The sequence below is a fragment of the Pontivivens marinum genome (assembly GCF_900231835.1).
GTDB lineage: Bacteria > Pseudomonadota > Alphaproteobacteria > Rhodobacterales > Rhodobacteraceae > Pontivivens > Pontivivens marinum.
This window is the reverse complement of the sequence record NZ_OCTN01000001.1, coordinates 456,240-480,347: the sequence shown is the minus strand read 5'-3', so window position 1 is coordinate 480,347 and position 24,108 is coordinate 456,240. Positions and strand designations below refer to the sequence as shown.

Below are 24,108 nucleotides of genomic sequence, written 5' to 3'. Positions count from 1 at the left end.
TTGGCCCGATATAGTAGAAACTATGTTTCAGCCGGAAAGTTTCATGCTGACCGCACTTTTTTTGTTCAGCACTGAATTCCAACCGCTTGCAGATATCGACGCAGGCCGTCGCGCACTGTAGAACGACATAGAAATCTAGCATCAGGACGACCCAAAATGACCAGCCACGCGCCTAACTCCTATTCCGCCGGTCCTGACGCACAGGGACGGTTCGGCCAGTTCGGGGGGCGTTTTGTCTCCGAAACGCTGATGCCGCTGATCCTCGATCTGGAGGCAGAGTACGAGAAGGCCAAGACGGACCCGACCTTTTGGGCGCAAATGGACGATCTGTGGAAACACTATGTCGGCCGCCCCAGCCCACTCTATTTCGCCGAGCGCCTGACCGAGAAATTCGGCGGGGCCAAGGTATACCTGAAGCGAGATGAGCTGAACCACACCGGCGCGCACAAGATTAACAACGTGCTGGGCCAAATCCTGCTGGCGCGGCGCATGGGTAAGAAGCGGATCATCGCGGAAACCGGCGCGGGTCAGCACGGCGTTGCGACAGCGACAGTTTGCGCGCGCTTCGGTCTGGAATGCATCGTGTTCATGGGCGCAACCGATGTGGAGCGGCAAAAGCCGAACGTCTTCCGCATGAACCTGCTGGGCGCGAAGGTTATTCCCGTGACCTCGGGCCGTGGTACGCTAAAGGATGCGATGAACGAGGCGTTGCGCGACTGGGTGACCAATGTGGACGATACGTTCTACTGCATCGGCACGGTTGCTGGCCCGCACCCCTATCCCGCGATGGTGCGTGATTTCCAGTCGATCATCGGCAAGGAAGTCAAAGAGCAGATCATGGAGCGTGAGGGCCGTCTGCCGGATAGCCTTGTTGCGTGTATCGGTGGTGGATCAAACGCGATGGGCTTGTTCTTCCCGTTTTTGGATGATGAGGATGTTCGGATCATCGGGGTAGAGGCCGGTGGCCACGGCGTAGATGACCGGATGGAGCATGCTGCCTCGCTAACCGGCGGGCGTCCGGGTGTACTGCACGGCAACCGGACCTATCTGTTGCAGGATGATGATGGCCAAATCCTGGAGGGGCATTCGATCTCCGCTGGTCTGGACTATCCGGGCATCGGGCCAGAGCATTCGTGGTTGAACGATATTGGCCGCGTCGAATATGTTTCCGCCACCGATCGTGAGGCACTGGACGCATTCCAGATGTGTTGCGTTACGGAAGGAATCATTCCGGCCCTTGAACCAAGCCACGCTTTGGCGCATGTAGCCAAGCTTGCACCGACTCTACCCTCGGACCATCTGCTGGTCATGAATATGTGCGGTCGGGGCGACAAGGACATCTTCACCGTGGCCGAGGCGCTGGGTGAAAATATTTGATATATGGACGGGGTTAAATGCCCCCTGTGAAGGATAGAAAAAATGGCTGACTTTCAGATCGGCGATATCGTCGTACTCACCGCAGGCTCGATGCGTATGGCAGTTGAATCCACCGATGGCGACACCGCGTCGACCGTATGGTGCAACGAGGGCGTCATCGGCCGCGACACATTCGCGACCGTTCTGCTGAAAAAGTGGGAACAGCGCGAGGACACACGCGGCGGCGGCTTCAACAAGGGCGGCGACCGTGGTGGCTTTAACAAAGGCGGCGATCGCGGCGGCTTTAACAAGGGCGGCGACCGTGGCGGCTACAAGGGCGGCGACCGTGATCGCGGCGGCGACCGTGACGACAAGCCCCGTGGCAAGCCCGGCTGGGACGGTAAGCCACGCGAGAACAAGTTTTTCCGCAAAGACTGAGTCTTCCATGCCGGTTAATTCCGGCAATCGGAATATTTCTGCATAAGATGTGACGGGGCGGGCTTGTGATCGGGCGCGCCCCGTTTGAATATCAGCGCCAAGCATAGATCGGAACCGAGGCCCCATGACCCGCATCGACACCAAATTCGCAGAGCTGGCAAAGGCCGAGCGCACCGCTTTTGTATCCTTCATCATGGCGGGCGATCCATCGCCGCAGATGAGCGCCGATGTCCTGCGTGGATTGCCCGCAGCCGGTGTGGATATCATCGAAATCGGGATGCCGTTCACCGACCCTATGGCGGATGGTCCCGCGATCCAACTGGCCGGTCAGCGCGCGCTTGAGGCGGGCATGACACTGGACAAAACACTGGCGATGGTGCGCGAATTTCGCACCGGTGATAACACCACGCCAATCGTGCTGATGGGCTATTACAACCCGATTTTCTCCAAGGGCGTGGACCTGTTTCTGGCTGAGGCATCCGAGGCAGGCGCCGACGGCCTGATCATCGTGGATCTGCCCCCTGAGGAAGATTCCGAGCTGTGCCTGCCCGCGCAGGAGGCTGGCCTGAACTTCATCCGTTTGGCCACCCCAACCACCGATGACAAGCGTTTGCCGAAGGTACTGCAAAACACCTCCGGCTTTGTGTACTACGTGTCGATCACCGGCATTACCGGCTCGGCTGAGGCATCTGCCGCCAGCGTTGGACCAGAGATTGCCCGCATTCAGGCGCAGACCGATCTGCCCGTTTGTGTTGGTTTCGGCATCAAAACACCCGAGGCAGCCGCCGAAATGGCAAAGGTTGCCGATGGCGTCGTTGTCGGTTCCGCCATAGTGGAGCGTATGGCCCGTGGTGACAGCGCTGAGCAGGTTCTGGCCTTCGTCGCGGAGCTTGCCGCAGGGGCGCATGGGTAAGGTGCCCACGCGGCCTGATAGCGGGCTGTGTTCGGGGTGATGTCGCGTGGCTGATCCTCACTCCTCCCGTTTTTTGATCGTTATTGGCCGGATTATCGTCCTCGTGTTGATCGCGGGGGCGGTTCTGCTGGCCATATCGGAATATACGGGGCTGACGCAGGTGCGTGGCGATCTGCTGGCCTATTCGGTGAAACATAACCTGCTGGCGATGCTGCTCTTTGGCTACGCCATGCTGCTGGCACTGCCATTTGTGCCGGGGGTGACGCTGGGCTTTGCCATTATGATGGTGTTCGGCCCGCAAACGGCGCCTGTCGTCTGGCTGGCCAGTGTGTGCGGCCTGACCTTTACGTTCAGCCTGGGCCGGATTGCACCGCGTGCTTGGTTTGCGCCGCTGCTGGTCAGGGTTGGCTTGCAGGAAAAGCTGCGATACCTACAGGCGGGAGCGGGTTTTTCAGAGCAGGAGCGCCTGCTGGGCCTGTTCGGTGCGCATCCATGGGTCGCGCGGCTGATCGGCTGGCGCTATGTCGCGCTGGCCGTATTGGTGGTTTTGCCGGGGAATGTGCTGATTGGCGGCGCGGGCGGAATATCGCTGTTGGCGGGGCTGTCGCGGGCCTTTCATCCGGTGAAGTTCGTGTTGGCGGTGGGGCTGCCAATGGCCCCACTGCCGTTTGCTGTATACGTTTTCGGGATCGATATTTTGCCCGCGATATCCGTACCCTAATTTCCGGCGCTGCGATGCTCCATCCGCAGGCCAACGGCGGAACGGGCGGGGAAGCCCTGCCAATAGGTGTGCTCTGCTGTCGGGGTGCCGTCCTCCTCCAGCGCGATCACACCATCCGCGGCATATTCGGTCAGGTCGAAATAGCTGGCGCGATCCTGCATCCCCTTGAGGTGCTGATCTACAAAGGCCGTGACGAAGTGCTGTGCGATATTGTTCATCCGCGTTTGGTTCCAGACCGCATCCTCGTAATGCTCAAACGGGGTGAAGCCGAGGGCCTCGGACATTTCCCAACTGTTCGCGGGGGCAGGCATGGGGGCTGCGGCGTTGTGGTTCGCGTTCTCAAAGGTCAGCAGATGCCGATCGGTGCCGGTCATTTCCTCAAAGATCGGACGCAGGCCGTTTTGATAGTCCGAGACGTCATCCACGCTGCCCGCCATGATGAGCGTGGGGATGTCGATGCCTGACAGGCCCTCAGCGTCCCAGAATGCCTGATTGCGGCCCCATGCACCGATGGTGACGATACCCTTCAACCGGTCATCCATTAGCTGCTGGTGGCTGTCAGAGCCCGCCAGATGCCGCGCCAGCAGCCCCTGCGGCGCGCCCCAGCTATAGTCAACGCTGGTTTGTGTAACGCCCGCACCGGCGGAGATCAGCGCGCCGTAGCCGCCCATCGAATAGCCGACGATGACAGTCCGATCCGTTAGAACCTGACCCGCAATCGGGCTGTCCTGACCTAGTAAGGTATCCAGTATAAAATGCTGATCCACTGGGCGGTTATACAGGGTTGAACCAAATGCGCCGAGGTCGGAATAGATCGAATCCGTGTGGTCGATGGAGGCAACGACATAGCCCTTGGATGCCAGATTATCGCCCAGGTGGCTCATCAAATAGCGGTTTCCGGGATAGCCGTGAGACAGGATGACCAAGGGGAATTCACCCTCCAGCGCCTCTGCATCGCGAACCGCTTGCCCTTGCAACTGGGCCTGTGTGGTGCCGTCGCGCAGGAATGTCGTCAGCGTCGTGTCACCATCCTGTGCGTGGGCCGGGTACCAGATTTCAACGGTCAGCGGGCGGTCGTAGCGGGGCTGTGCATCCGCCGTTACGTTGACGATGTCGATCACGTCGGGATTGGTCAATGTCACGGTGCGCACGCCAATGGCGTATTCGCCGCGTGCGGCAAGCTGTGGCGCGTCAGGGCGGACCAAGTCGATCCGGTTCTGCGCACTTGCCGTAATCGGCATCAAAAGCACCGCCAAGGCTGTCAGAATTCTCATCACGCTCTCCTCATTGTTGTGAGGGGACCGTAGCGTTCGGGCGGCTAAACGCAACCGCCCGAACAGTGTTGTTCAGGCGTGGATTGCGCCATCGCCGCAGGCCAGCGCGGCCTCACGCATCGCCTCGGAGAAGGTCGGATGCGCGTGGCAGGTACGAGCCAGATCCTCAGCCGCGGCGCCGAATTCCATGGCAACGCAAACCTCGTGGATCAGATCGCCGGCCATTGGGCCGATGACATGCGCGCCCAGAATGCGGTCTGTTTCCGCATCGACGATCATCTTCACGAAGCCTTCGCCCGCAAAATGGCTCTTGGCCCGTGCATTGCCCATGAAGGGGAATTTGCCGACCTTGTATTTACGGCCCTCTTCCTTGAGCTGTTCCTCGGTCTTGCCGACATTGGCGACCTCTGGATGGGTGTATATCACGCCGGGGATTACCCCGTAGTTAACGTGGCCCTTTTGACCGGCGATTGTTTCGGCGACGGCCATGCCCTCATCCTCGGCCTTATGGGCCAGCATCGGGCCTGCGATCACGTCGCCAATGGCGTAGATGCCTTTGACGTTGGTGCCCCAGTGACCGTCCGTTTTGATCATGCCACGCTCCATCTCAACGCCGAGCGCATCGAGGCCGAGATTATCGGTGTAGGGGCGGCGACCGGTGGCCAGCAGAACGATATCTGCGTCGATCTCGTGCTCGCTATCGTCCTTGCGCTTTTTATAGCTGACGGTCGCCTTCTTGTTTTTGATCGTAGTGCCGGAAACGGCGGCGCCCAGTTCGAATTTGAGGCCCTGTTTCTTGAGCATTTTCAGGAAGTTCTTTTGGATTTCACCATCGGCACCCGGAACGATTGCGTCCTGGAATTCGATCACTGTGACCTCTGCGCCGAGACGGGAATAGACGGAGCCAAGCTCCAGTCCGATCACGCCGCCGCCGATGACGACCATCTTGTTTGGAACCTTGCTCAGCTCCAGCGCGCCGGTCGAGGTTACGACGACCTTTTCGTCAACCTCAACGCCGGGCAGGCTGGCGGCCTCGGAGCCGGTTGCGATGACGATATGCTTGGCGGTGTGGGTGGTGTCGCCGACCGTGACCTTGCCAGCCTCGGGGATGGAACCGTAGCCCTTGATCCAATCTACCTTGTTCTTTTTGAACAGGAATTCGATGCCGCCAGTGTTCGAGTTCACCGAGTCCTGCTTGTATTCCAGCATTTTTGGCAGGTCGATTGACGGGCTTTGACCCATCAGGCCCATTTTGGTGAAGTTGGTGGTGGCCTCGTGGTACAATTCCGATGCGTGCAGCATCGCCTTGGACGGAATGCAGCCCACGTTCAGGCAAGTACCGCCGAGGGTTTCACGTCCCTCAACACAAGCGGTTTTCAGGCCCAGTTGGGCACAACGGATCGCGCAAACATAGCCGCCGGGGCCTGCTCCGATGATGATGACGTCATATTCAGCCATGGTGATTCCCTTCGGTGGTCGTTTCCGCGTTTATGCGGTCCTGTTTGTACATTTGGTCGCGTCGCGCGATAAACCAACCCTGAGCCGCTTTTTCCAGCTGCGAGAGTGTTTGGTCCGCGCGCATATCAGCAAGAACGTCTTTTGTTTCAGTTAGATGGCGTAGGGCAGTGTCGCATTTCGTGCCGCCACCACGATTGCGCTGCCACAGCTTTCCCCCAATCGCATATTTCTGATCCACGGTGCCTGCGCCGCTATCGCGCATCCCCTTTAAGCGGAAAACATCCTGTGTTTTCAGCGCGTAATGATGGATCGAGGCGTTCTGCCATGTCGCCTTTTCGGGCCCTGCGCGATAGGATTCGCGGACCGCGTGGTGAACGGAATGCGAGGGCAGGATTTGCCCTGCGGAATTCACGATTTCGATATTTGTTGTCGTCGGCTTTTTGGGCATGTGGTCGATTGCCGACTGGAATTTACTAGGCTTAAACATGGACTTATGGCGATCCAGCCGCACCGGCGGTTTGGGGCGGCTGCCAGTCCAGTTTTCGATAACCATGCTGGGGGACCATTCCAGATCCTGACCATTGCCAAGGCTGCGCCAGTGCAGTGCCAGCACGTCGGCGGTTTTGGGCATGGTTTCAAGCAGGTCGTTCAGCTTGCCCTCACCCACGGAAATGGCCAGAAATTCATCCGCCGCGATATGCAAAAGCCAATCGCGTGCGTGAATGTCAGGGCGTTTCAGCAGGTTTTCCAAGGCATTACGCTGCGCGTTCGCACCTGTCGGCACTTCGTTTCTGACGTGTTCGATCAGGCCAAGTTCGGCGAGGTGATCGCAAATCAGGTCGGTGCCGTCGCTGCATTCATGGGTGTTGATCGTGATCGCGTCAAAGCCGATGGCGCGGTGATAGGCGACCCATTCCAGCAGAAAAATGCCCTCGTTTTTCATGCATGTCACGAGGATGGGGGCAGTGGCAGCGGTCATTGGTTAACACTCGAAATAGGTGGCTGCGCTGTGGCTGCTATTAGGCTGCTCTGCGGCTGGCAGCGATCGTGATCCGTGAAAATGTTAACGGTGCGGGCGATGTTTGGGCGATGCCGAACTGCGCGTTCACGCGAAACGCCATTAGGATAGACCGAGCGGCATGTAATGGGCCGGCTAGGGCAAGATCTGTGTTCGGGGGTCATAATCGACCTTCTAGTGGGGTGGGCGGCGTAGACTGGATGCCACGCCGCCCGAAATATTACAGGTCCATCAGCAGGCGCTGCGGATCCTCGAGAGCTTCCTTCACGCGGACGAGGAAGGTTACTGCGCCTTTGCCGTCCACGATGCGGTGATCGTAGCTGAGGGCCAGATACATCATCGGGCGGATGACGATTTCGCCGTTTACCACCACGGGGCGGTCCTGAATTTTATGCATGCCGAGGATACCGGACTGCGGTGGGTTCAGGATGGGCGAGGACATCAGCGAGCCGTAAACGCCGCCATTCGAGATGGTGAACGTGCCGCCCTGCATCTCTGCCATGGACAGTTTGCCGTCGCGGGCCTTTTTGCCCATTTTGCCGATCTCTTTTTCGATGCCGGCAAAGGACATCTGGTCCGCATCGCGGATAACCGGAACGACGAGGCCCGTTGGCGTACCGGCGGCGACGCCCATATGTACGAATTTCTTGTACACAACGTCGGTGCCGTCGATCTCTGCGTTAACCTCAGGAACTTCCTTGAGCGCGTGGATACATGCCTTGGTGAAGAAGGACATGAAGCCGAGGCGGACGCCGTGCTTCTTCTCGAATTCCGCCTTGTACTTGTTGCGCAGGTCCATGACCGCCTTCATGTCCACCTCGTTATAGGTGGTCAGCATGGCGGCGGTGTTCTGCGCGTCCTTTAGGCGGCGGGCGATGGTCTGGCGCAGGCGGGTCATCTTCACCCGCTCCTCACGCACGGCATCGTCAGCGGAGACTGGCGCGCGGGGGGCTGCCGGTGCGGCTGCTGCGGGTTTCGCAACGGCGTTCATCACGTCCTCTTTCATGATGCGGCCATCGCGGCCGGAGCCGGAAACGGAGGAGGGGTCGATGCCCTTTTCCGCCATCAGCTTGTTGGCCGATGGTGCATTCTCAACATCCTTGCCCGATGCAGCAGGTGCCGCGGCAGGGGCTGCTGGTGCGGCAGCGGCAGGAGCGGCGGCCGCTCCACCCGAGGACATTGCAGCGAGGATACCGCCAGCGGCAACTGTGTCGCCCTCCGCGATGTGGATCGCGGTGATGGTGCCTGCCTGTGGTGCGGGAACCTCGACGGAAACCTTGTCGGTTTCCAGCTCGGCGATCATCTCATCCGCTTCGACGCTATCGCCGACCTTTTTGTACCATGTGGCGACTGTCGCCTCGGTCACGGATTCGCCCAGCGAGGGGACGGGAATGTCGATGCTTTCGGCGGCGGCAGGCGCAGCCTCGGCTTTGGCCGGTGCGGCAGCGGCGCCGCCTGCGGCGATTGTTGCCAGCAGGGCGTCGGGGCCGACGGTTTCGCCCTCAGCCACCACGATTTCACCCAAGGTGCCTGCGGAGGGGGAAGGAACCTCAACCGTGACCTTATCGGTCTCCAGCTCACACAGCATCTCATCGACCTCGACGGCATCGCCGGGCTTTTTGAACCATGTAGCTACGGTTGCTTCGGTTACGGACTCGCCCAGGGCGGGGACGCGGACTTCGGTGCTCATATCAGTTTCCTTTTCCGGTCAGCGCATCGTTTACGAGCGCGTCCTGTTCTTTTTTGTGTTGCGAGGCCAAGCCCGTGGCGGGCGAGGCGGCTGCGGCGCGACCGGCATAGCGCGGACGCTGGGCCTTGGAACCGGTGCGGCCCAGAACCCATTCGATGTTCGGTTCGATGAATGTCCAAGGGCCCTGATTTTTGGGCTCCTCCTGACACCAGATGATTTCCGCATCGGGGAAGCGTGCCAGCTCCTTGCTCAACGATTGAGCGGGGAACGGGTAGAACTGCTCGATCCGCAGAAGGTAGACATCGTCCAGCTCCTGCTCATCACGTGCGGCCAGCAGGTCGTAGTAAACCTTGCCCGAACACATGACGACGCGCTTGATCTTTGCGTCCTCGGCCAATTGCATCTGCGAATTGCCGTGCTGCGCATCATCCCACAAAACGCGGTGGAAGGACGAACCCTCGGACATTTCGGCAAGCGTGCTGACGGCCATCTTGTGACGCAGCAGCGATTTTGGCGTGACCAGAACCAGCGGCTTACGGAACGAGCGGTGCATCTGGCGGCGCAGGATGTGGAAGTAGTTCGCCGGTGTCGTGCAGTTCGCGACGATCCAGTTATCACCGCCACACATTTGCAGGAAGCGTTCCAGACGCGCCGACGAATGCTCCGGTCCCTGACCCTCATACCCATGGGGCAGCAGCATCACGAGGCCGGACATCCGCAGCCATTTGCTTTCACCCGAGGAGATGAACTGATCGATCATGATCTGCGCACCGTTGGCGAAGTCACCGAACTGTGCCTCCCACAGGGTCAGCGTGTTCGGTTCCGCCAGCGAGTAGCCATATTCAAAGCCAAGCACCGCATATTCGGACAGCATCGAGTCAACAACGTCATATTCCGCCTGATCGGACGAGATATGGTTGAGCGGCAGATACCGTTCCTCGGTCTGCTGGTCGATAATGCCGGAATGGCGCTGTGAGAACGTGCCGCGTGTGGAATCCTGACCGGACAGGCGGACCGGATATCCCTCGGTCAGCAGGCTGCCAAAGGCCAGAGCCTCGGCTGTGGCCCAGTCGATATTCTTGCCGCTATCGATCATCTCCTTTTTGGAGGTGAGCAGGCGCGACACTGTGCGGTGCGGGCTATAGCCATCGGGCAGGCGGGTTAGCGCGGCGCCAACGGTGCGCAACTGATCCTCGGCAACGGCAGTGGTGCCGCGCTGGTAGTTTGCCTGATTAGCCTTGCCCATGCCGGACCAGCGACCGTCCAGCCAGTCGGCCTTGTTCGGTTTGTAATCCTTGCCTGCCTCGAATTCCTCGTTCAGGCGGGCCTGGAACGCGGTTTTGGCGTCCTCGATCTCACCCTCGGGGATCAGGCCGTCGCGGACCAGACGCTCCGTATAGAGTTGCAGCGTGGTTTTCTGCTTCTTGATCGCTGTGTACATCAGAGGCTGGGTGAACATCGGTTCATCCCCCTCGTTGTGACCAAAGCGACGGTAGCAGAAGATGTCGATGACGACATCCTTGTGGAACTTCTGGCGGAACTCGGTCGCGACGCGGGCGGCGTGGACCACGGCCTCCGGATCATCGCCGTTCACGTGGAAGATCGGCGCCTCAACCATCATCGCGATATCGGTTGGATAGGGCGAGGACCGCGAGTTATGCGGCGAAGTGGTGAAGCCGATCTGGTTGTTCACAACGATATGGATCGTGCCGCCGGTGCGGTGCCCCTTGAGGCCCGACAAACCGAAACATTCCGCCACAACGCCCTGACCTGCAAAGGCGGCATCGCCGTGCAGCAGGATCGGCAGCACCTTGGTGCGCTCGATATCGTTGAGCTGTTCCTGTTTCGCGCGGACCTTGCCCAGAACGACGGGGTTTACCGCCTCAAGGTGCGAAGGGTTCGCGGTCAGCGACAGGTGGACATTGTTACCATCAAACGAACGGTCCGAGGACGCGCCGAGATGGTATTTCACATCGCCCGAGCCTTCGACCTCATCAGGTTTGTAGCTGCCGCCCTGAAATTCGTTGAAGATCGCCTGATAGGGTTTGCCCATCACGTTGGCCAGAACCGACAGGCGGCCACGGTGCGGCATGCCGACCACGATGTCCTGCACACCAAGCGCGCCACCGCGTTTGATGATCTGCTCCATCGCAGGGATCAGGCTCTCGCCGCCATCCAGACCGAAACGCTTCGTGCCCATATATTTGACGTGCAGGAATTTCTCGAAGCCCTCGGCCTCAACCAATTTGTTCAGGATCGCCTTACGCCCCTCACGGGTGAAGGCGATTTCCTTGCCGTAGCCCTCGATCCGTTCCTTGAGCCAGCCAGCCTCCTCGGCGTTCGAGATGTGCATGTACTGCATCGCGAATGTGCCGCAATAGGTGCTTTTGACGATGTCGAGGATTTCGCGCAGGGTTGCGACCTCTAGCCCCAGAACCTTGTCGAGGAAGATTTTGCGGTCGTAATCGTCCTTGGTGAAGCCATAGGTTTCGGGCTTCAGCTCCGGGTGATCCTCGGGATCCTTTAGGTTCAGCGGGTCCAGATTGGCGGCCAGATGGCCCCGAATACGGTAGGCGCGGATCAGCATGATCGCGCGGATGCTGTCGATCACCGACTGGCGAACCTGCGCGTCGTTCAGGGTCACACCCTTATCCGCCGCCTTGGTCGTTACCTTTTTGGCGATGTCCGCTGGTGCGGCCTCATCCCATTCGCCGGTCAGCGCGGCAACCATGTCGCCGGAGGGAACAGGGGGCCAGTCATTGCGCGCCCATGAGGGACCGGTCGCGGCCTTGCGCGCGGTGTCGTCCTCATCCAACTGGCGGAAAAAATCCTGCCAGCTTTCATCCACCGACGCAGGGTCGGCAGCATAATTCGCGTGGAGCTGTTCCACATATTCCGCGTTATGCCCCTGTAGAAAGGACGTAGCGCGTTGCTGGTCGTTGGAACTCTGGTCGGTCATATCGAACTCCGGGCGGGGCTATCGGGAGTGGCTACCCGTGATTTATCCGCGCGCTGAAATCGGGCGGGTGGAAGGGCTGAATCCTCAAGCCGAGGAGAATACCCCAACCCGTTAAAGGCCCAGTTGTAACGCGCACGCACGATATCCGCAGTGCGCGTATCGTAGAGGTCAGTCATATCGTAAGCGATTCCCGCTTGTTTAGAAATCTTCGTCCGCGGCAAGGTGGTCGCGTCGATCGGCAGGTCAAGTTCTGCGATCAAATCCGCCAAGTCTTCGCCCAAATGCTCAAAATGCACGAAGCGGTCAATCACCAGTTGTCCATTTATTGACACGATATGTTCATCGCCGAACCATTCCTTGCGAAGGCGGCGGCGCACCCAGTGGCGAAAGCGCAATTTGTAGAGCAGCAACGCGATGAATCCACGCGGTATGCTGCGTTTCGTGTGGTAGTTGAACAGCGAATGCACCGCGGAAAACGGGTTTCTGACGGTGGTGATTTTTAGGTAGCTGTTCCAGATATCGCAGGGCAGATTATCGCGCACATCCTGCGCAGGCATGTGGTTCCACCATATGTCATCAGCGCAGCTAAGGTCGCGTCTGCTGCCAACAATGCCGGCATCGCTGATCCGTTGTGCAGTGCGTTCCAACACATCGGCGCCATCATTCCGGCAAAACGATTCCAGCAGCATCTCAACCGAGGTTGAAGCGCTCTTTCGCGTCTTGAGAAAGATGAGCTTATGAGTGTGCGACAGCAGCATGCCCGGTCCGTGATGCGGGTGAATTAGGTCGGGCGCAGTGGTGCGCCCGACCGGTAGATTTATTTACCGATAGCTTCCAGCACGGCCTTGCCCAGATCAGCAGGGCTTTCGGCGATGGAGAAACCGGCCATGCGCATGGCTTCGATCTTGTCCTCTGCACCGCCCTTGCCGCCGGCGATGATCGCGCCAGCGTGGCCCATGCGGCGTCCGGGAGGGGCCGTGCGGCCCGCGATGAAGCCTGCGATTGGCTTACCACGGCCAGCTTTGACCTCATCCGCGTAGAACTGTGCGGCTTCTTCCTCGGCCGAGCCGCCGATCTCACCGATCATGATGATGGATTCAGTCTCTGGATCGCCCAGCAGCAATTCGAGCGCGTCGATGTGCTCCATGCCCTTGATGGGGTCGCCGCCGATACCGATACAGGTCGACTGGCCCAGACCCGCCGCTGTGGTTTGGCCAACAGCCTCGTATGTCAGGGTGCCGGAGCGGGACACAACGCCGACCGAGCCACGCTTGTGGATGTGGCCAGGCATGATGCCGATCTTGCAGGCGTCAGGTGTGATAACACCCGGGCAGTTCGGGCCGATCAGGATCGAGGACGATCCCTCAAGCGCGCGCTTTACCTTCATCATGTCGAGAACGGGGATGCCCTCGGTGATGCAGACGATCAGTTCCATCTCGGCGTCGATCGCCTCAAGGATCGCATCGGCTGCGAAGGGTGGGGGCACGTAGATCGCGGTTGCGTTCGCCTTGGTTGCCCAACGCGCCTCGGCCACTGTGTCGTATACGGGCAGGCCGATATGGGACGAACCGCCCTTACCCGGGGTGACGCCGCCGACCATTTGCGTGCCGTAGGCAATCGCTTGCTCGGAGTGGAATGTGCCCTGCGAGCCGGTGAGGCCCTGACAGATCACCTTGGTGTTTTCGTTGACGAGTACGGCCATGAGGGCCTCCTTGAAACTGGCGTAGGGTGGGGACGCGCCCCACCATATATGGAGATGGTGGGTGAAACCGGCCGTGCCGGAACCACCCACCCTACGGCTTAGCCTTTGACGGCCTTCACGATTTTCTCAGCAGCGTCGGCGAGGTTATCGGCGGCGATGACGGCGAGGCCGGAGGTGTTGATGATCTCCTTGCCCTTCTCGACATTCGTGCCCTCAAGACGGACAACCAGCGGAACTTGCAGGCCGACCTCCTGAACCGCGGCGATCACGCCCTCGGCGATGACGTCGCAGCGCATGATGCCGCCGAAGATATTGACCAGAATGCCCTTCACCTGCGGATCGGAGGTGATGATCTTGAACGCCTCGGTCACCTTTTCCTTGGTCGCACCGCCACCAACGTCGAGGAAGTTTGCAGGCTCGGCGCCGTACAGCTTGATGATGTCCATGGTTGCCATGGCCAGACCGGCGCCGTTCACCATGCAGCCGATTTCACCGTCGAGGGCGATGTAGTTCAGGTCGAACTTGGACGCGGCCAGTTCCTTGGCGTCTTCCTCGGTCTCATCGCGCAGGGCCATGACGTCGGAGTGGCGATACAGCGCGTTGCCGTCGAAGCCCATTTTGCAGTCGAGACATTTCAGGTCACCCTTGTCGGTGACGATCAGCGGGTTGATCTCGAGCATTTCGAGGTCTTTCTCAACGAACAGCTTGTACAGCTGGTTGATGAGTTTGACGCACTGCTTGACCTGACCGCCCTCAAGCCCGAGGGCGAAGGCGACGCGGCGGCCGTGGAAGCCGGACAGGCCGGATGCCGGATCGACGGAGAAGCTGATGATCTTCTCGGGGGTGGAGGCAGCAACTTCCTCGATGTCCATGCCGCCCTCGGTCGAGCAGACGAAGGAGATGCGCGAGGTTTCACGGTCAACCAGCATCGAGAGGTACAATTCACGCTCGATATCCGAGCCGTCCTCGATGTAGATGCGGTTTACTTGCTTGCCTGCCGGGCCGGTCTGATGTGTGACCAATGTGCGGCCCAGCATCTTGTGCGCTTCATCAGCGGCTTCCTCAGCCGAACGGGCGAGGCGGACGCCGCCCTTTTCGCCAGCGCTCTCTTCCTTGAAGGAACCCTTGCCGCGGCCACCTGCGTGGATCTGCGCCTTAACAACCCACAATGGGCCGTCGAGTTCGCCAGCCGCTGTCTTGGCTTCATCAGCCTTGAGCACAACGCGGCCGTCGGAAACGGGGGCGCCATAGGCCTTTAGCAGTTGCTTGGCCTGATACTCGTGAATGTTCATCGCGCAATCCTTTGTAGTGGCTGGACGGGGTCTGGCCCGATCCGATCAGTGCGAGCCGCGCCATGTGGCACGGTATGAAGCGATCGGAGGTCCGATCCTGTCGGGCGCTACGGTATGGTGGCTGAACGGTTTTTTCAAATGATTTGCGGTATGAATTGGGGAAGTTGGGTGAAATTTTCGCAATTGTGATCACACGAATTTTTCATGTGATCACAAATTAACGCTGTGAGGCGAATCGCTATGTGGCGCGACGTCTTGCCGCAGCGAATCCGGCCAATCCGGCCAGCACCAGTGTCACCCCCGGTAGGTCACCGGTTTGCGCATATAGCGGCTGGGCAATCGGTGCGGGTAGAATACCCTCCAAATACCCGTCCTCACCAATCGGAAGCGTTTGCAAAAGCCGTCCATAGGGATCGATTATTGCTGAGATGCCGGTATTGGCCGCACGGGCCAGTGGCAGCCCCTGCTCAATTGCGCGGAACCGTGCCTGCGCCAGATGTTGCCACGGGCCAGCAGTATTTCCGAACCATGCGTCATTGGTGATGTGCACAATCCATTCAGGGCGCGGGCCGGATGTGCGCAATTCATGGGGGAAGATCGCCTCGTAGCAGATCAGCGGCAACACCCGTGGCATGCCGTCAATCGCGATGGATTGCGGGCCTTCGCCGGGGACATATCCACCCGGTGTATTGGACGCGATGGCCCGCAGGCCGAGGCGCGCAAGTTGGCGTTCGAAGGGCAGGTATTCACCCGCTGGAACCAGTGAATGCTTGTCATATTGGCCGAGGATTTCGCCGCGCTGTCCCACAATCGCGAGGGAGTTGTACCAGTTGATCCAGTCCGGCTCCGGTTCTGTCCGGCGGGTGCCCACAATAGCGGGGCGGCCATCGGTTGCCTGCGAAATATCGTCCCACGCATAGATCAAACCGGCCAGTTGTACGGCGGGGGTTTCGATCCGTTGCGGGACGGCGGTTTCGGGCCAGATGACGGCGTCGTAATCACCGCCACGGCTGGCATCCAATGCGCGGTTATAGAAGGTCGGAATATGTTCAGGCAGCCATTTTTCACGTTGATTTGCATTGGGTTGCACGACGCGCACTGTGTATTCATCGGCGCGCAGGGGAACCGGCTGTGCCAGTCGTGTTGCACCGATTTGCCATATCGCCATCAGAAGGGTTGCGGCGGCAATTGTGGGCCATTGCGAACGTCCATTACAGGCCAGCAGGCCCGCGATCAGCAGCGTTAGCAGGTTCAGCATATGTGGCCCGACCGAGGCCGAGATTTGCGCCACCGGCGTGTTCATCCAGCCATAGGCGAGCATGCCCCATGGGAAGCCGGTCAGCACATAAGTCCGCGCCATTTCCAGCGCGGTCAGGCTAAGTGCGAGCACCACCACCGACAACACTCCGGGGCGGGGCGCGATCCAGCGGGCCAGTGCAAAGGCGGCCCCCCAGAACAGGGCCAAGCCAGCGGATAGTCCGCCAATCGCAAAGGGGATCATCCAGCCATGGCGGGCAATGTCGACGAGGAAAGCCTCAGCAATCCATGACAATCCGACCAGCATCATGCCGAATCCAGCGGCCCAGCCGGTTAATGCGGCCTGCCAGAAACCGGGGCGCGCCCACCACAGCCAGATGATGACGGGCAGCGCGAAAAGCAGCGCGGGCCAGAATCCCCATGGTTGCTGTGCGAATGTCAGGCAGGCCCCCGCCAGTACGATGACCAGCAATCGCCCCCAACGTTGCAGGGCCGCAAGGCTGGTTAGGGCCTGCGGGATGCTGGCAATCTGTGGGTTCATGCAGGCTCAACCCTTTGTTCCTGATCGGCGATACGCACGCGCAGACGCTTGATCCGGCGGGCATCGGCATCGACGACCTCGAAATCGTGGCCGTCAGGATGCGAGATAACCTCGGCCCGTTCCGGTACGCGCCCGATCAGCATGAAGACCAGGCCGCCGAGGGTATCGACCTCCTCATCCAGCTTGTCCGACAGCAGATCGACGCCTGCGACCTTCTCGAAATCCGTTAATTCGGCGCGGGCATTGGCGATGAAGATGCCGGGGCTTTCCTCGCGCCACATGCTGGCTTCCTCGGTGTCGTGCTCATCCTCGATATCGCCGACGATTTCCTCCAGCAGATCCTCGATCGTGACCAAGCCGTCAACGCCGCCATATTCATCAATCACCAGCGCAATATGGATGCGCGTGTTCTGCATCCGTTGCAGCAGCGCGCCCAAGGGCATGGAGGGCGGCACAAACAGGATGCGCCGGATTAGCGCCATGATGTCCATATTTGTGGTATCCGCGCCAAAGCCGTAGCGCAGTGTCAGGTCCTTGAGGTGCAAAAAGCCCTGTGGATCGTCCAAAGTGTCGTCATAGACGGGCAGGCGGGTATAGCCGCTGTCGCGGTAGACCTGCATGATTGTGTCTAGGTCATCATCCTTGGAAATCGCGACGATATCGGCACGGGGGACGGCGACGTCCTCGACACGCATGTCGCGCATCTTACCCAGATTGACGAGCATTTCACGCGCGCCTGCCTCGGACACGCGCTCCATCGCGCTTTGCCCTGATTCGTCGATTTCTTCTGCGCTGTTGCCGCTTAGAAAACGGCCCAGCTTGCCCGCCCATGTAAGGGGGGCCTGTCTCTCACTCGCCTCATCTGGCTGCGCGCTCTGCGCCGCGCCAGATTGGCCTTCGGAACTGTCGTTCATCGTCCTCGCGCTCATAGTGCAGGCGGCGTGCCTGCTGGTGCTAATATGGGTCGGCTATACCGATAGAGGCAAGAGCGCGAGTCTCGATTGCTTCCATAAGTGTCGCATCTTCGTCAGTTTCGTGGTCATAGCCGAGTAAATGCAGTGTTGCGTGCAAGATCAGGTGGGTCAAATGGTCCTCAACGGACTTACCCTGTTCGCGTGCCTCACGCACACAGGTCTCATATGCCAGTGCGATATCGCCTAGCGCGTCGTCGAACCCATCGGGTGCGGGGGGCGAGGGCGGTGTTTCACCGGCGGATAGCGGTGCGAGGTCAAAGGCAGGCCAGCTGAGCACGTTGGTCGGCGTTGGCTTGCCCCGAAATTCGGCGTTCAGTTCCGCAATCCGCGCATCACCGCAGGCCATCAGCACGATTTCGTACCCCTCGGACGCGGTGACGGCGGATAGGGCCGCGCGGGTGGCGGTATCTGCGATGCGGGTGAGAGGAAGCTGTTCCCAGCGGTCATCCTCAAGAACGATATCGAGCGTGGTCATCAGGTGGCAGGGTCGCGGTCATATGCCTCGATAATGCGCTGCACCAATTTGTGCCGCACCACGTCAGCGGAGGTGAAGTGGGTGAAGCCGATGCCCTTAACGCCGCGCAGCACGCGCTCCGCCTCGACCAGTCCACTGGTGACGCCGCGCTGCAAATCGATCTGGCTCATATCGCCATTGATCGCCATGCGGGAATTTTCGCCCAGACGGGTCAGGAACATCTTCATCTGCATGGTGGTGGCGTTTTGCGCCTCATCCAGAATAACGAAGGCGTTGGACAGCGTGCGACCGCGCATAAAGGCGAGGGGCGCGATTTCGATGCGCTTATCCTCGATCAGTTTTTCAACCTGCTTGGCCGGCATAAAGTCGTTCAGCGCATCGTAGAGCGGCTGCATATAGGGATCGACTTTTTCCTTCATATCGCCGGGCAGAAAGCCGAGCCGTTCACCAGCCTCAACCGCCGGACGCGACAGGATGATGCGGTCAACATCGCCGTCCAGAAAATATTGCATGGCGGCGGCCACGGCCAGATAGGTTTTACCCGTGCCCGCAGGGCCAAGGCCGAAGACCAGCTCATGTTCCATCAGTTGCTGGACATAGGCCTTTTGGGTCTGGGTGCGCGGCTCAACGATTTTCTTACGGGTGCGCAATTGTACGCGATCACCGGCGCCGGGGAACATTTCGACCTGATCGCCGGGCTGGGGTTCGGTGCCTACGGCGGAACGGCCCAACCGGATGGCGGCGTCTACATCACCGGATTCGACCTGTTTTCCCTGCTCCAGCCGCTCATATAACGTGCTGAGCGTTTCGGCGGTGCGGGTGACATCTGCGCCTTCACCTGTGATCGAAAATTCATTGCCGCGATGGCTGATGGCCACGCCGAGCAATTGCTCGATCTTGGCAAGGTTCACGCCATGGGGGCCGATCAGTTCGATCAGCAGCATGTTGTCAGGGAAGCTGACGATCTGCTCGATCCGGGCGTTGTCAGCGGTGGGCGGTGTGGTCACGATCTCAGACGCCAAGGGAATCCTTCCCGGTCGGAATTGCGGTGCAATAAAGGTGGCGCGCTATGGGCCGCTTCACAAGGGGTGAATGCGATGCGGCCTGTTATTTGGATTGCGCCCGCTCAGCTTTTGCGCAGGCGGATGACGACATCGACCTTTGCGATCTCCGCGCCCTCGGGCGGTTCGGGCAGGCGTTCGAATTTCACGGAATCGGTGGGGGCATCGGTGACGGTGCCGTCCTCCTCCCAATAGTAATGGGGGTGATCGTCGATGCGTGTGTCGAAATAGGACCGTGTGCCGTCCACCGTAATCTCAGTCATCAGGCCCGCATCGCAAAAGGCGCGCAGGGTGTTATAGACTGTGGCAAGGGACACCGAGACATCGGCGCGGCAGGCAGAATGGTGCAGGCTTTCAGCCGTAACGTGCCGGTTCTGGCCGTCCCCGATCAGCAGTTCGGCCAGGCTGAGCCGCTGCCGCGTTGGGCGCAGATCTGCCTGTGCCAGCCACTGATGGGCACGGCGGGGAGATAGCGTCGAGGCGGTGTTCTGGGTCATGCGATGCACTTCAATTTTGAGTTCATACCTATAGTATATGAATTTCGTCACGTATTACCAGCGCAGGCGGCGGAACGTCACATGGGAGCATAAGATTTGGCCAGGATTGACCCGGTTTCACTGTATGTTGAGCGCGCATTGGAGCGTGGATTGGACCATTCCACTGTGCGTGCGCAGTTGATCAGTGCCGGTTGGCCCGCCCGCGATATTGACGATGCGCTATCGGGTTGGGCCGATTTGGGGCCGCGTGCTGAGAATATGCCGCCGGTGCCGCAGCCGCGTGCCAGCTTCTCGGTGCTGGATCTGCTGGTCTATCTGCTATTGCTGGCGGCGCTGTCCATCACGGCATTTAATATCGTGACGTTGACCCATGGTCTGCTGGAGTTTCTGCTGCCTGAGCCGTTGGATCGTGCATCGGCAGGTCGGGCAGAGCAGGCGCGTTGGGCCTTGGCCACGTTGATCGTTGCCGCGCCGGTCTATGGCCTGCTGGTGACATGGATTGATCGCGATTTGGCGCGCAATCAGGTCAAGCGCGCGGCGAGGGTGCGCAGGGGCGCGTTGGGCCTGATGTTGATGGTCGCGGCGATAACCTTTGCCTGCGATGCCATTTACTCAATCTACGCGCTGCTGAATGGTGAGCTGACGTTGCGGTTTATCCTCAAGGCGTTGGTGGTTGCGCTGGTCGCGGGTGGGGTTTGGTGCATCGGGCGCAGTGATCTGGACCCCGCCAGCGACGGTCGGGCAAAGCGGTTGGTGCTGTGGGTTGGTGCTGCTGTGACTGCGGGCTTGGTCGTATGGACGCTGCTGGCGACGGGGGTGCCTGCCTCGGTCCGCGATCAGCGGCTGGATGAGCAGCGTTTCGCGGATATTCGCAATCTTGCCACCCATCTGCGGTGCCCTGACGCGGGTGCCCTGCCGCTGGGCCTGAATGTTGAGGAGGCGATCGCGTTTTGCCCCATGCAGGACGTCGCGCCGGTCACTTTGCGTGATCCTGAAACGGATGCACCGTATCGGTATGAACGGTTGGATGATCGCAGTTTCCGGATTTGCGCCGACTTTGCTGCATTGCACGATGATACGGAATTTCAGCGTAGCGGGCGTAGCTGGCTGTTCGATGTGCAAACCGGATGCATCACAGGGCGGATTCGTTGATTGCGAGGGCCTCTTGTCCAATGGTAAGAGGGCGTGAGCAACATTACCGAATTGTAGCAATAAGAGAGCGCACGATATGACAGACCGGCCCACCAGCATCGATTTTGACGGCCTTATGCAATGCGCGCGGGGCGAGATGTTCGGCCCGGGCAACCCGCAGCTGCCCTCGCCGCCGATGCTGATGATGGACCGCGTGACCGATATCAGCGCCGATGGTGGTGAGCATGGTAAAGGCCATGTCGTTGCCGAGTTTGATATCAAGCCTGACCTGTGGTTCTTCCAGTGCCACTTTATCGGTGATCCGGTCATGCCGGGATGCCTGGGTCTGGACGCGCTGTGGCAGCTGACGGGTTTCAACCTGGGGTGGCGCGGTATGCAGGGCAAGGGTCGTGCGCTGGGTGTGGGCGAGGTGAAGTTCACCGGCATGGTCACCCCGGACGTTAAGCTGATTACCTATCACGTCGATTTCACCCGCGTCATTGATCGCAAGCTAAAGCTGGCCGTCGCCAATGGTGTGATGAAGGCGGATGGTGAGACCATTTACACAACCACGGATATGAAGGTCGGCCTGTTCAAGGACGAGTGATCCTGCGCCGTTGGTTCAGAAAATATTAGGGGAGAGCGCCATGCGCCGTGTCGTCATTACCGGACTGGGGATTGTGTCCTCGATCGGCAATTCCGCCGAAGAAGTTGCAGCCAGCCTAAAGGCGGGACGCTCGGGCATTGCGGCCGATGCTGAAATGGCGGAGCGGGGATTCCGCAGCCAGATCAGTGGCGCGCCCCAGATCGATCTGGCCGCCCATGTCGAGAAGCGCACCCTGCGCTTTATGGGCGCCGGTGCTGCCTATGCACATATCGCCATGCAGCAGGCCATCGCGGATGCGGGGCTGGAGGAGAGCGATATCTCCAACCCGCGCACCGGTCTGATTGCCGGTTCGGGTGGCCCGTCCACGGCGAACCTGTTTGCGGCGCACCAGATCGTGCTGAAGAACAATTCGCCCAAGCGGATAGGACCATTGATGGTGCCACGGGGCATGTCCTCGACCGTCAGTGCGAACCTGTCCACGGCGTTCAAGATCAAGGGGATCAACTACTCGATCACCTCGGCGTGCTCTACCTCGCTGCATTGCATCGGGTCGGCTGCGGAGCAAATCCAGTTCGGCAAGCAGGACGTAATGTTTGCGGGCGGTGGTGAGGAACTGGACTGGACGCTGTCCTGCCTGTTCGACGCGATGGGGGCGATGTCCTCGAAATATAACGACACGCCTGAAAAGGCTTCGCGCGCGTTTGACGCAACCCGTGACGGTTTTGTGATCGCGGGCGGTGGCGGTATGCTGGTGCTCGAGGAGCTGGAGCACGCAAAGGCCCGTGGCGCGAAGATTTACGCAGAAGTAACCGGCTTTGGCGCGACATCTGACGGTGCCGATATGGTTGCGCCATCGGGTGAGGGTGGTGAGCGTGCGATGCGCTTGGCATTGGACACGATCGGTCAGCGTAAGGTCAGCTATATCAACGCGCACGGCACCTCGACCCCTGTGGGCGATGTGGGTGAGATTGAGGCGGTTCGCCGCGTGTTCGGTGATGGCTCCACGCCTGTTGTCAGCTCCACCAAATCCATGACGGGTCACAGTCAGGGTGCGACCGGCGCGCAGGAGGCGATTTACTGCCTGCTGATGCTGCGCGATGATTTCATTGCCCCCTCGATCAACGTGGAGACACTGGACCCCGCGCTGAAGCCTGAGGAAATCGCGACCTCGCTGGTTGAGAATGCAGGGCTGGATACGGTTATGACGAACTCGTTCGGGTTCGGCGGTACAAATGGTTCGATGTTGTTGAGTAAGTATAATGGTTGAGAAGATCTCGGACCTGATGGCAGGTAAACGAGGCCTGGTCATGGGCGTCGCGAATGAGAAAAGCATCGCGTGGGGCATTGCCCGCACGTTGGCCGCCCATGGCGCGGAAATGGCGTTCACCTATCAGGGTGAAGCATTCGGCAAGCGGGTTCTGCCACTGGCGCAAAGCGTCGGGTCGTCGATGATCGTTGATTGTGATGTCACAGATGAGGCGTCGATGGACGCGGCATTTGAACAGCTCAACAGCGAATGGGGCGAGCTGGATTTTGTCGTCCACGCGATTGCCTATGCGGATAAAAAGGAACTGACGGGGCGCTTTAGCGATACCTCGCGGGCGAATTTCCTGAACTCGCTGGATATCTCGTGCTATTCGCTGATCGACGTCAGCCGCCGTGCCGCGCCGATGATGAAATCGGGTGGCGCGATCTTGACGCTCAGCTATCTGGGCGCGCAGCGTGTTACGCCGAATTACAACGTGATGGGTGTGGCCAAGGCGGCGCTGGAATCCACCGTGCGCTATCTGGCGAACGATCTGGGGCGTGACGGCATCCGCGTGAACGCGGTGTCCCCCGGCCCGATGCGGACCCTAGCCGGTGCGGCGATTGGCGACGCGCGCAAGATCTACAAGCAGGCGGAGCAAAACAGCCCGCTGCGGGCCAATGCATCGCTGGATGATGTTGGTGGTGCGGCCCTGTATATGCTCAGCCCGCTTGGCGGATCGACAACGGGTGAATGCCTGTTCGTCGATGGTGGCTTCAACATTACCGGAATGCCACAGCCCGAGAATATGTAATGCGTTGCGGGGCCATGTGCCCCGCCGCGATTATTCCGATGGCGTCATAATACCAACGGGTGCGCCGCTGGGATCAGCGATGATCGCGATGCGCCCGACATGCGGTATGTCCCATGCGGGGCGTATGACCGTAGCACCCCGTTTCGCAGCTTGCGCGACCACCTGATCCACATCCTCCACACCGATATAGGTGCTCCAATGGGGTGGTAATTCAGCCATCATTGGTTCGCGTGACATATCGAAAATGCCGCAAACCATCTGCTCGCCCTTCATTGCGGTGACGTAGGTGCCGCCATCCTGCATGGTCATTTCATCATAGGTCCAGCCGCAGGTGGCAGCGTAATATTCGCGTGCTGCTGCAACGTCGCGGGTGGCCAGTTCGGTCCAGAAGATAGTGCCGTGATGATCGCTCATTGGGTCCTCCATTCGGGTGGAGGATACCACAATTTTCAGCCTGCTTGCCCGAAATAAGTTGAGGCGCTTGCCGGTCGCCATGACGTGCTGAACGATGCGCCGCGTTGCAGGAGAGGTGGCGTGCCGGGGGATGATATCGGCACCAATCGAAAGCTGGGCATGGGCTGCTCAACAGGTGCATCGGGGCCAGTGACCCATGCGATGCCTGCAACCATGATCAGCGACAGCGACATCAGGGATTTCATTGCGGCTCTCCATCATCGTGTTGCC

At 59.8% G+C, this 24,108-nt stretch carries 23 protein-coding genes; 8 read left to right on the top strand and 15 right to left on the bottom strand.

The genetic code is table 11. The features are described 5' to 3' along the window. The first annotated feature begins 156 nt into the window (after positions 1-156). The 4 genes from trpB to CR254_RS02385 all read left to right on the top strand — a co-directional run bounded on the left by trpB (position 157) and on the right by CR254_RS02385 (position 3,428). Positions 157-1,377, top strand: a complete 1,221-nt coding sequence (gene trpB / locus CR254_RS02400) for a tryptophan synthase subunit beta (RefSeq protein ID WP_097928204.1) — start codon at positions 157-159, stop codon at positions 1,375-1,377. Between the two features lie 42 nt (positions 1,378-1,419). Beyond that, positions 1,420-1,794: a hypothetical protein gene (locus tag CR254_RS02395; RefSeq protein ID WP_097928203.1), complete on the top strand. Its 375-nt coding sequence runs from the start codon at positions 1,420-1,422 to the stop codon at positions 1,792-1,794. Positions 1,795-1,918: 124 nt separating this feature from the next. Next, on the top strand, positions 1,919-2,707 hold the full coding sequence (trpA, locus tag CR254_RS02390; protein ID WP_097928202.1) for a tryptophan synthase subunit alpha: 789 nt from the start codon (positions 1,919-1,921) through the stop codon (positions 2,705-2,707). 46 nt (positions 2,708-2,753) lie between these two features. Then, a complete protein-coding gene (locus CR254_RS02385) occupies positions 2,754-3,428 on the top strand; it encodes a hypothetical protein (protein ID WP_097928201.1) in 675 nt (224 codons plus the stop codon). Here the strand turns inward: CR254_RS02385 and CR254_RS02380 are convergent. From CR254_RS02380 to irr, 13 genes are all read right to left on the bottom strand, one after another. Next, positions 3,425-4,702, bottom strand: a complete 1,278-nt coding sequence (locus tag CR254_RS02380; RefSeq protein ID WP_097928200.1) for an alpha/beta hydrolase family protein — start codon at positions 4,700-4,702, stop codon at positions 3,425-3,427. The two genes, CR254_RS02385 and CR254_RS02380, sit on opposite strands and share 4 nt — an antisense overlap. Before the next feature lie 72 nt (positions 4,703-4,774). Further along, positions 4,775-6,160, bottom strand: coding sequence for a dihydrolipoyl dehydrogenase (lpdA, locus tag CR254_RS02375; RefSeq protein WP_097928199.1), 1,386 nt, complete (start codon positions 6,158-6,160; stop codon positions 4,775-4,777). After that, on the bottom strand, positions 6,153-7,139 hold the full coding sequence (locus tag CR254_RS02370; RefSeq protein ID WP_097928198.1) for a glycosyltransferase family 2 protein: 987 nt from the start codon (positions 7,137-7,139) through the stop codon (positions 6,153-6,155). The genes lpdA and CR254_RS02370 overlap by 8 nt, the downstream gene beginning before the upstream one ends. 259 nt (positions 7,140-7,398) lie before the next feature. Beyond that, positions 7,399-8,868 (bottom strand): 2-oxoglutarate dehydrogenase complex dihydrolipoyllysine-residue succinyltransferase, encoded by a 1,470-nt coding sequence (gene odhB / locus CR254_RS02365; protein WP_097928197.1) that lies wholly within the window; start codon positions 8,866-8,868, stop codon positions 7,399-7,401. Between the two features lies 1 nt (position 8,869). Beyond that, the gene (locus CR254_RS02360) at positions 8,870-11,827 is read right to left on the bottom strand and encodes a 2-oxoglutarate dehydrogenase E1 component (RefSeq protein ID WP_097928196.1); all 2,958 of its coding nucleotides are present in this window, start codon (positions 11,825-11,827) and stop codon (positions 8,870-8,872) included. Then, positions 11,824-12,585, bottom strand: a complete 762-nt coding sequence (locus CR254_RS02355) for a sulfotransferase family protein (RefSeq protein WP_097928195.1) — start codon at positions 12,583-12,585, stop codon at positions 11,824-11,826. The genes CR254_RS02360 and CR254_RS02355 overlap by 4 nt, the downstream gene beginning before the upstream one ends. 59 nt (positions 12,586-12,644) lie before the next feature. Beyond that, entirely contained in the window at positions 12,645-13,529 is an 885-nt protein-coding gene (sucD, locus tag CR254_RS02350) for a succinate--CoA ligase subunit alpha (RefSeq protein ID WP_097928194.1), read from the bottom strand. Positions 13,530-13,627: 98 nt separating this feature from the next. Further along, positions 13,628-14,821, bottom strand: coding sequence for an ADP-forming succinate--CoA ligase subunit beta (gene sucC / locus CR254_RS02345; RefSeq protein ID WP_097928193.1), 1,194 nt, complete (start codon positions 14,819-14,821; stop codon positions 13,628-13,630). 238 nt (positions 14,822-15,059) lie between these two features. Further along, complete coding sequence (gene lnt, locus CR254_RS02340) at positions 15,060-16,619, bottom strand: apolipoprotein N-acyltransferase (protein WP_097928192.1); 1,560 nt, start codon at positions 16,617-16,619, stop codon at positions 15,060-15,062. Next, positions 16,616-17,533 carry a hemolysin family protein gene (locus CR254_RS02335; RefSeq protein ID WP_097928191.1) on the bottom strand — a complete coding sequence of 306 codons (918 nt, stop codon included), beginning with the start codon at positions 17,531-17,533 and terminating at the stop codon, positions 16,616-16,618. Before CR254_RS02335 ends, lnt begins: the two co-directional genes overlap by 4 nt. A gap of 40 nt (positions 17,534-17,573) precedes the next feature. Next, positions 17,574-18,068: an rRNA maturation RNase YbeY gene (gene ybeY / locus CR254_RS02330; protein ID WP_180955862.1), complete on the bottom strand. Its 495-nt coding sequence runs from the start codon at positions 18,066-18,068 to the stop codon at positions 17,574-17,576. Next, positions 18,068-19,090, bottom strand: coding sequence for a PhoH family protein (locus CR254_RS02325; RefSeq protein WP_245851347.1), 1,023 nt, complete (start codon positions 19,088-19,090; stop codon positions 18,068-18,070). The genes ybeY and CR254_RS02325 overlap by 1 nt, the downstream gene beginning before the upstream one ends. Positions 19,091-19,194: 104 nt before the next feature. Continuing rightward, a complete protein-coding gene (gene irr, locus CR254_RS02320; RefSeq protein ID WP_097928189.1) occupies positions 19,195-19,626 on the bottom strand; it encodes a Fur family transcriptional regulator Irr in 432 nt (143 codons plus the stop codon). A 96-nt stretch (positions 19,627-19,722) separates the two neighbouring features. Between irr and CR254_RS02315 the strand changes: the two genes are divergently transcribed. From CR254_RS02315 to CR254_RS02300, 4 genes are all read left to right on the top strand, one after another. Further along, positions 19,723-20,778, top strand: coding sequence for a DUF5671 domain-containing protein (locus CR254_RS02315; RefSeq protein WP_097928188.1), 1,056 nt, complete (start codon positions 19,723-19,725; stop codon positions 20,776-20,778). A 76-nt stretch (positions 20,779-20,854) separates the two neighbouring features. Continuing rightward, entirely contained in the window at positions 20,855-21,364 is a 510-nt protein-coding gene (gene fabA, locus CR254_RS02310; RefSeq protein WP_097928187.1) for a bifunctional 3-hydroxydecanoyl-ACP dehydratase/trans-2-decenoyl-ACP isomerase, read from the top strand. Positions 21,365-21,404: 40 nt separating this feature from the next. Further along, positions 21,405-22,631 (top strand): beta-ketoacyl-ACP synthase I, encoded by a 1,227-nt coding sequence (fabB, locus tag CR254_RS02305; protein ID WP_097928186.1) that lies wholly within the window; start codon positions 21,405-21,407, stop codon positions 22,629-22,631. Continuing rightward, positions 22,624-23,424 carry an enoyl-ACP reductase FabI gene (locus CR254_RS02300; RefSeq protein ID WP_425440228.1) on the top strand — a complete coding sequence of 267 codons (801 nt, stop codon included), beginning with the start codon at positions 22,624-22,626 and terminating at the stop codon, positions 23,422-23,424. The genes fabB and CR254_RS02300 overlap by 8 nt, the downstream gene beginning before the upstream one ends. 30 nt (positions 23,425-23,454) lie before the next feature. Here CR254_RS02300 and CR254_RS02295 read toward each other — a convergent pair whose 3' ends face one another. Both CR254_RS02295 and CR254_RS02290 read right to left on the bottom strand, forming a co-directional pair. Then, positions 23,455-23,838, bottom strand: a complete 384-nt coding sequence (locus tag CR254_RS02295) for a VOC family protein (protein ID WP_097928185.1) — start codon at positions 23,836-23,838, stop codon at positions 23,455-23,457. A gap of 35 nt (positions 23,839-23,873) precedes the next feature. Beyond that, positions 23,874-24,083: a hypothetical protein gene (locus CR254_RS02290; protein WP_097928184.1), complete on the bottom strand. Its 210-nt coding sequence runs from the start codon at positions 24,081-24,083 to the stop codon at positions 23,874-23,876. Positions 24,084-24,108: the final 25 nt, after the last annotated feature.

Coding starts and splice junctions, on each gene's coding strand:
- CR254_RS02295 (WP_097928185.1), bottom strand. CDS start 23,838: ATGAGCGATCATCACGGCACTATCTTCTGGACCGAACTGGCCACCCGC.
- lpdA (WP_097928199.1), bottom strand. CDS start 6,160: ATGGCTGAATATGACGTCATCATCATCGGAGCAGGCCCCGGCGGCTAT.
- CR254_RS02370 (WP_097928198.1), bottom strand. CDS start 7,139: ATGACCGCTGCCACTGCCCCCATCCTCGTGACATGCATGAAAAACGAG.
- CR254_RS02300 (WP_425440228.1), top strand. CDS start 22,624: ATGGTTGAGAAGATCTCGGACCTGATGGCAGGTAAACGAGGCCTGGTC.
- trpA (WP_097928202.1), top strand. CDS start 1,919: ATGACCCGCATCGACACCAAATTCGCAGAGCTGGCAAAGGCCGAGCGC.
- lnt (WP_097928192.1), bottom strand. CDS start 16,619: ATGAACCCACAGATTGCCAGCATCCCGCAGGCCCTAACCAGCCTTGCG.
- trpB (WP_097928204.1), top strand. CDS start 157: ATGACCAGCCACGCGCCTAACTCCTATTCCGCCGGTCCTGACGCACAG.
- CR254_RS02355 (WP_097928195.1), bottom strand. CDS start 12,585: ATGCTGCTGTCGCACACTCATAAGCTCATCTTTCTCAAGACGCGAAAG.
- fabA (WP_097928187.1), top strand. CDS start 20,855: ATGACAGACCGGCCCACCAGCATCGATTTTGACGGCCTTATGCAATGC.
- CR254_RS02360 (WP_097928196.1), bottom strand. CDS start 11,827: ATGACCGACCAGAGTTCCAACGACCAGCAACGCGCTACGTCCTTTCTA.
- CR254_RS02335 (WP_097928191.1), bottom strand. CDS start 17,533: ATGAACGACAGTTCCGAAGGCCAATCTGGCGCGGCGCAGAGCGCGCAG.
- sucD (WP_097928194.1), bottom strand. CDS start 13,529: ATGGCCGTACTCGTCAACGAAAACACCAAGGTGATCTGTCAGGGCCTC.
- CR254_RS02380 (WP_097928200.1), bottom strand. CDS start 4,702: ATGAGAATTCTGACAGCCTTGGCGGTGCTTTTGATGCCGATTACGGCA.
- CR254_RS02290 (WP_097928184.1), bottom strand. CDS start 24,083: ATGAAATCCCTGATGTCGCTGTCGCTGATCATGGTTGCAGGCATCGCA.
- CR254_RS02395 (WP_097928203.1), top strand. CDS start 1,420: ATGGCTGACTTTCAGATCGGCGATATCGTCGTACTCACCGCAGGCTCG.
- fabB (WP_097928186.1), top strand. CDS start 21,405: ATGCGCCGTGTCGTCATTACCGGACTGGGGATTGTGTCCTCGATCGGC.
- ybeY (WP_180955862.1), bottom strand. CDS start 18,068: ATGACCACGCTCGATATCGTTCTTGAGGATGACCGCTGGGAACAGCTT.
- odhB (WP_097928197.1), bottom strand. CDS start 8,868: ATGAGCACCGAAGTCCGCGTCCCCGCCCTGGGCGAGTCCGTAACCGAA.
- irr (WP_097928189.1), bottom strand. CDS start 19,626: ATGACCCAGAACACCGCCTCGACGCTATCTCCCCGCCGTGCCCATCAG.
- sucC (WP_097928193.1), bottom strand. CDS start 14,821: ATGAACATTCACGAGTATCAGGCCAAGCAACTGCTAAAGGCCTATGGC.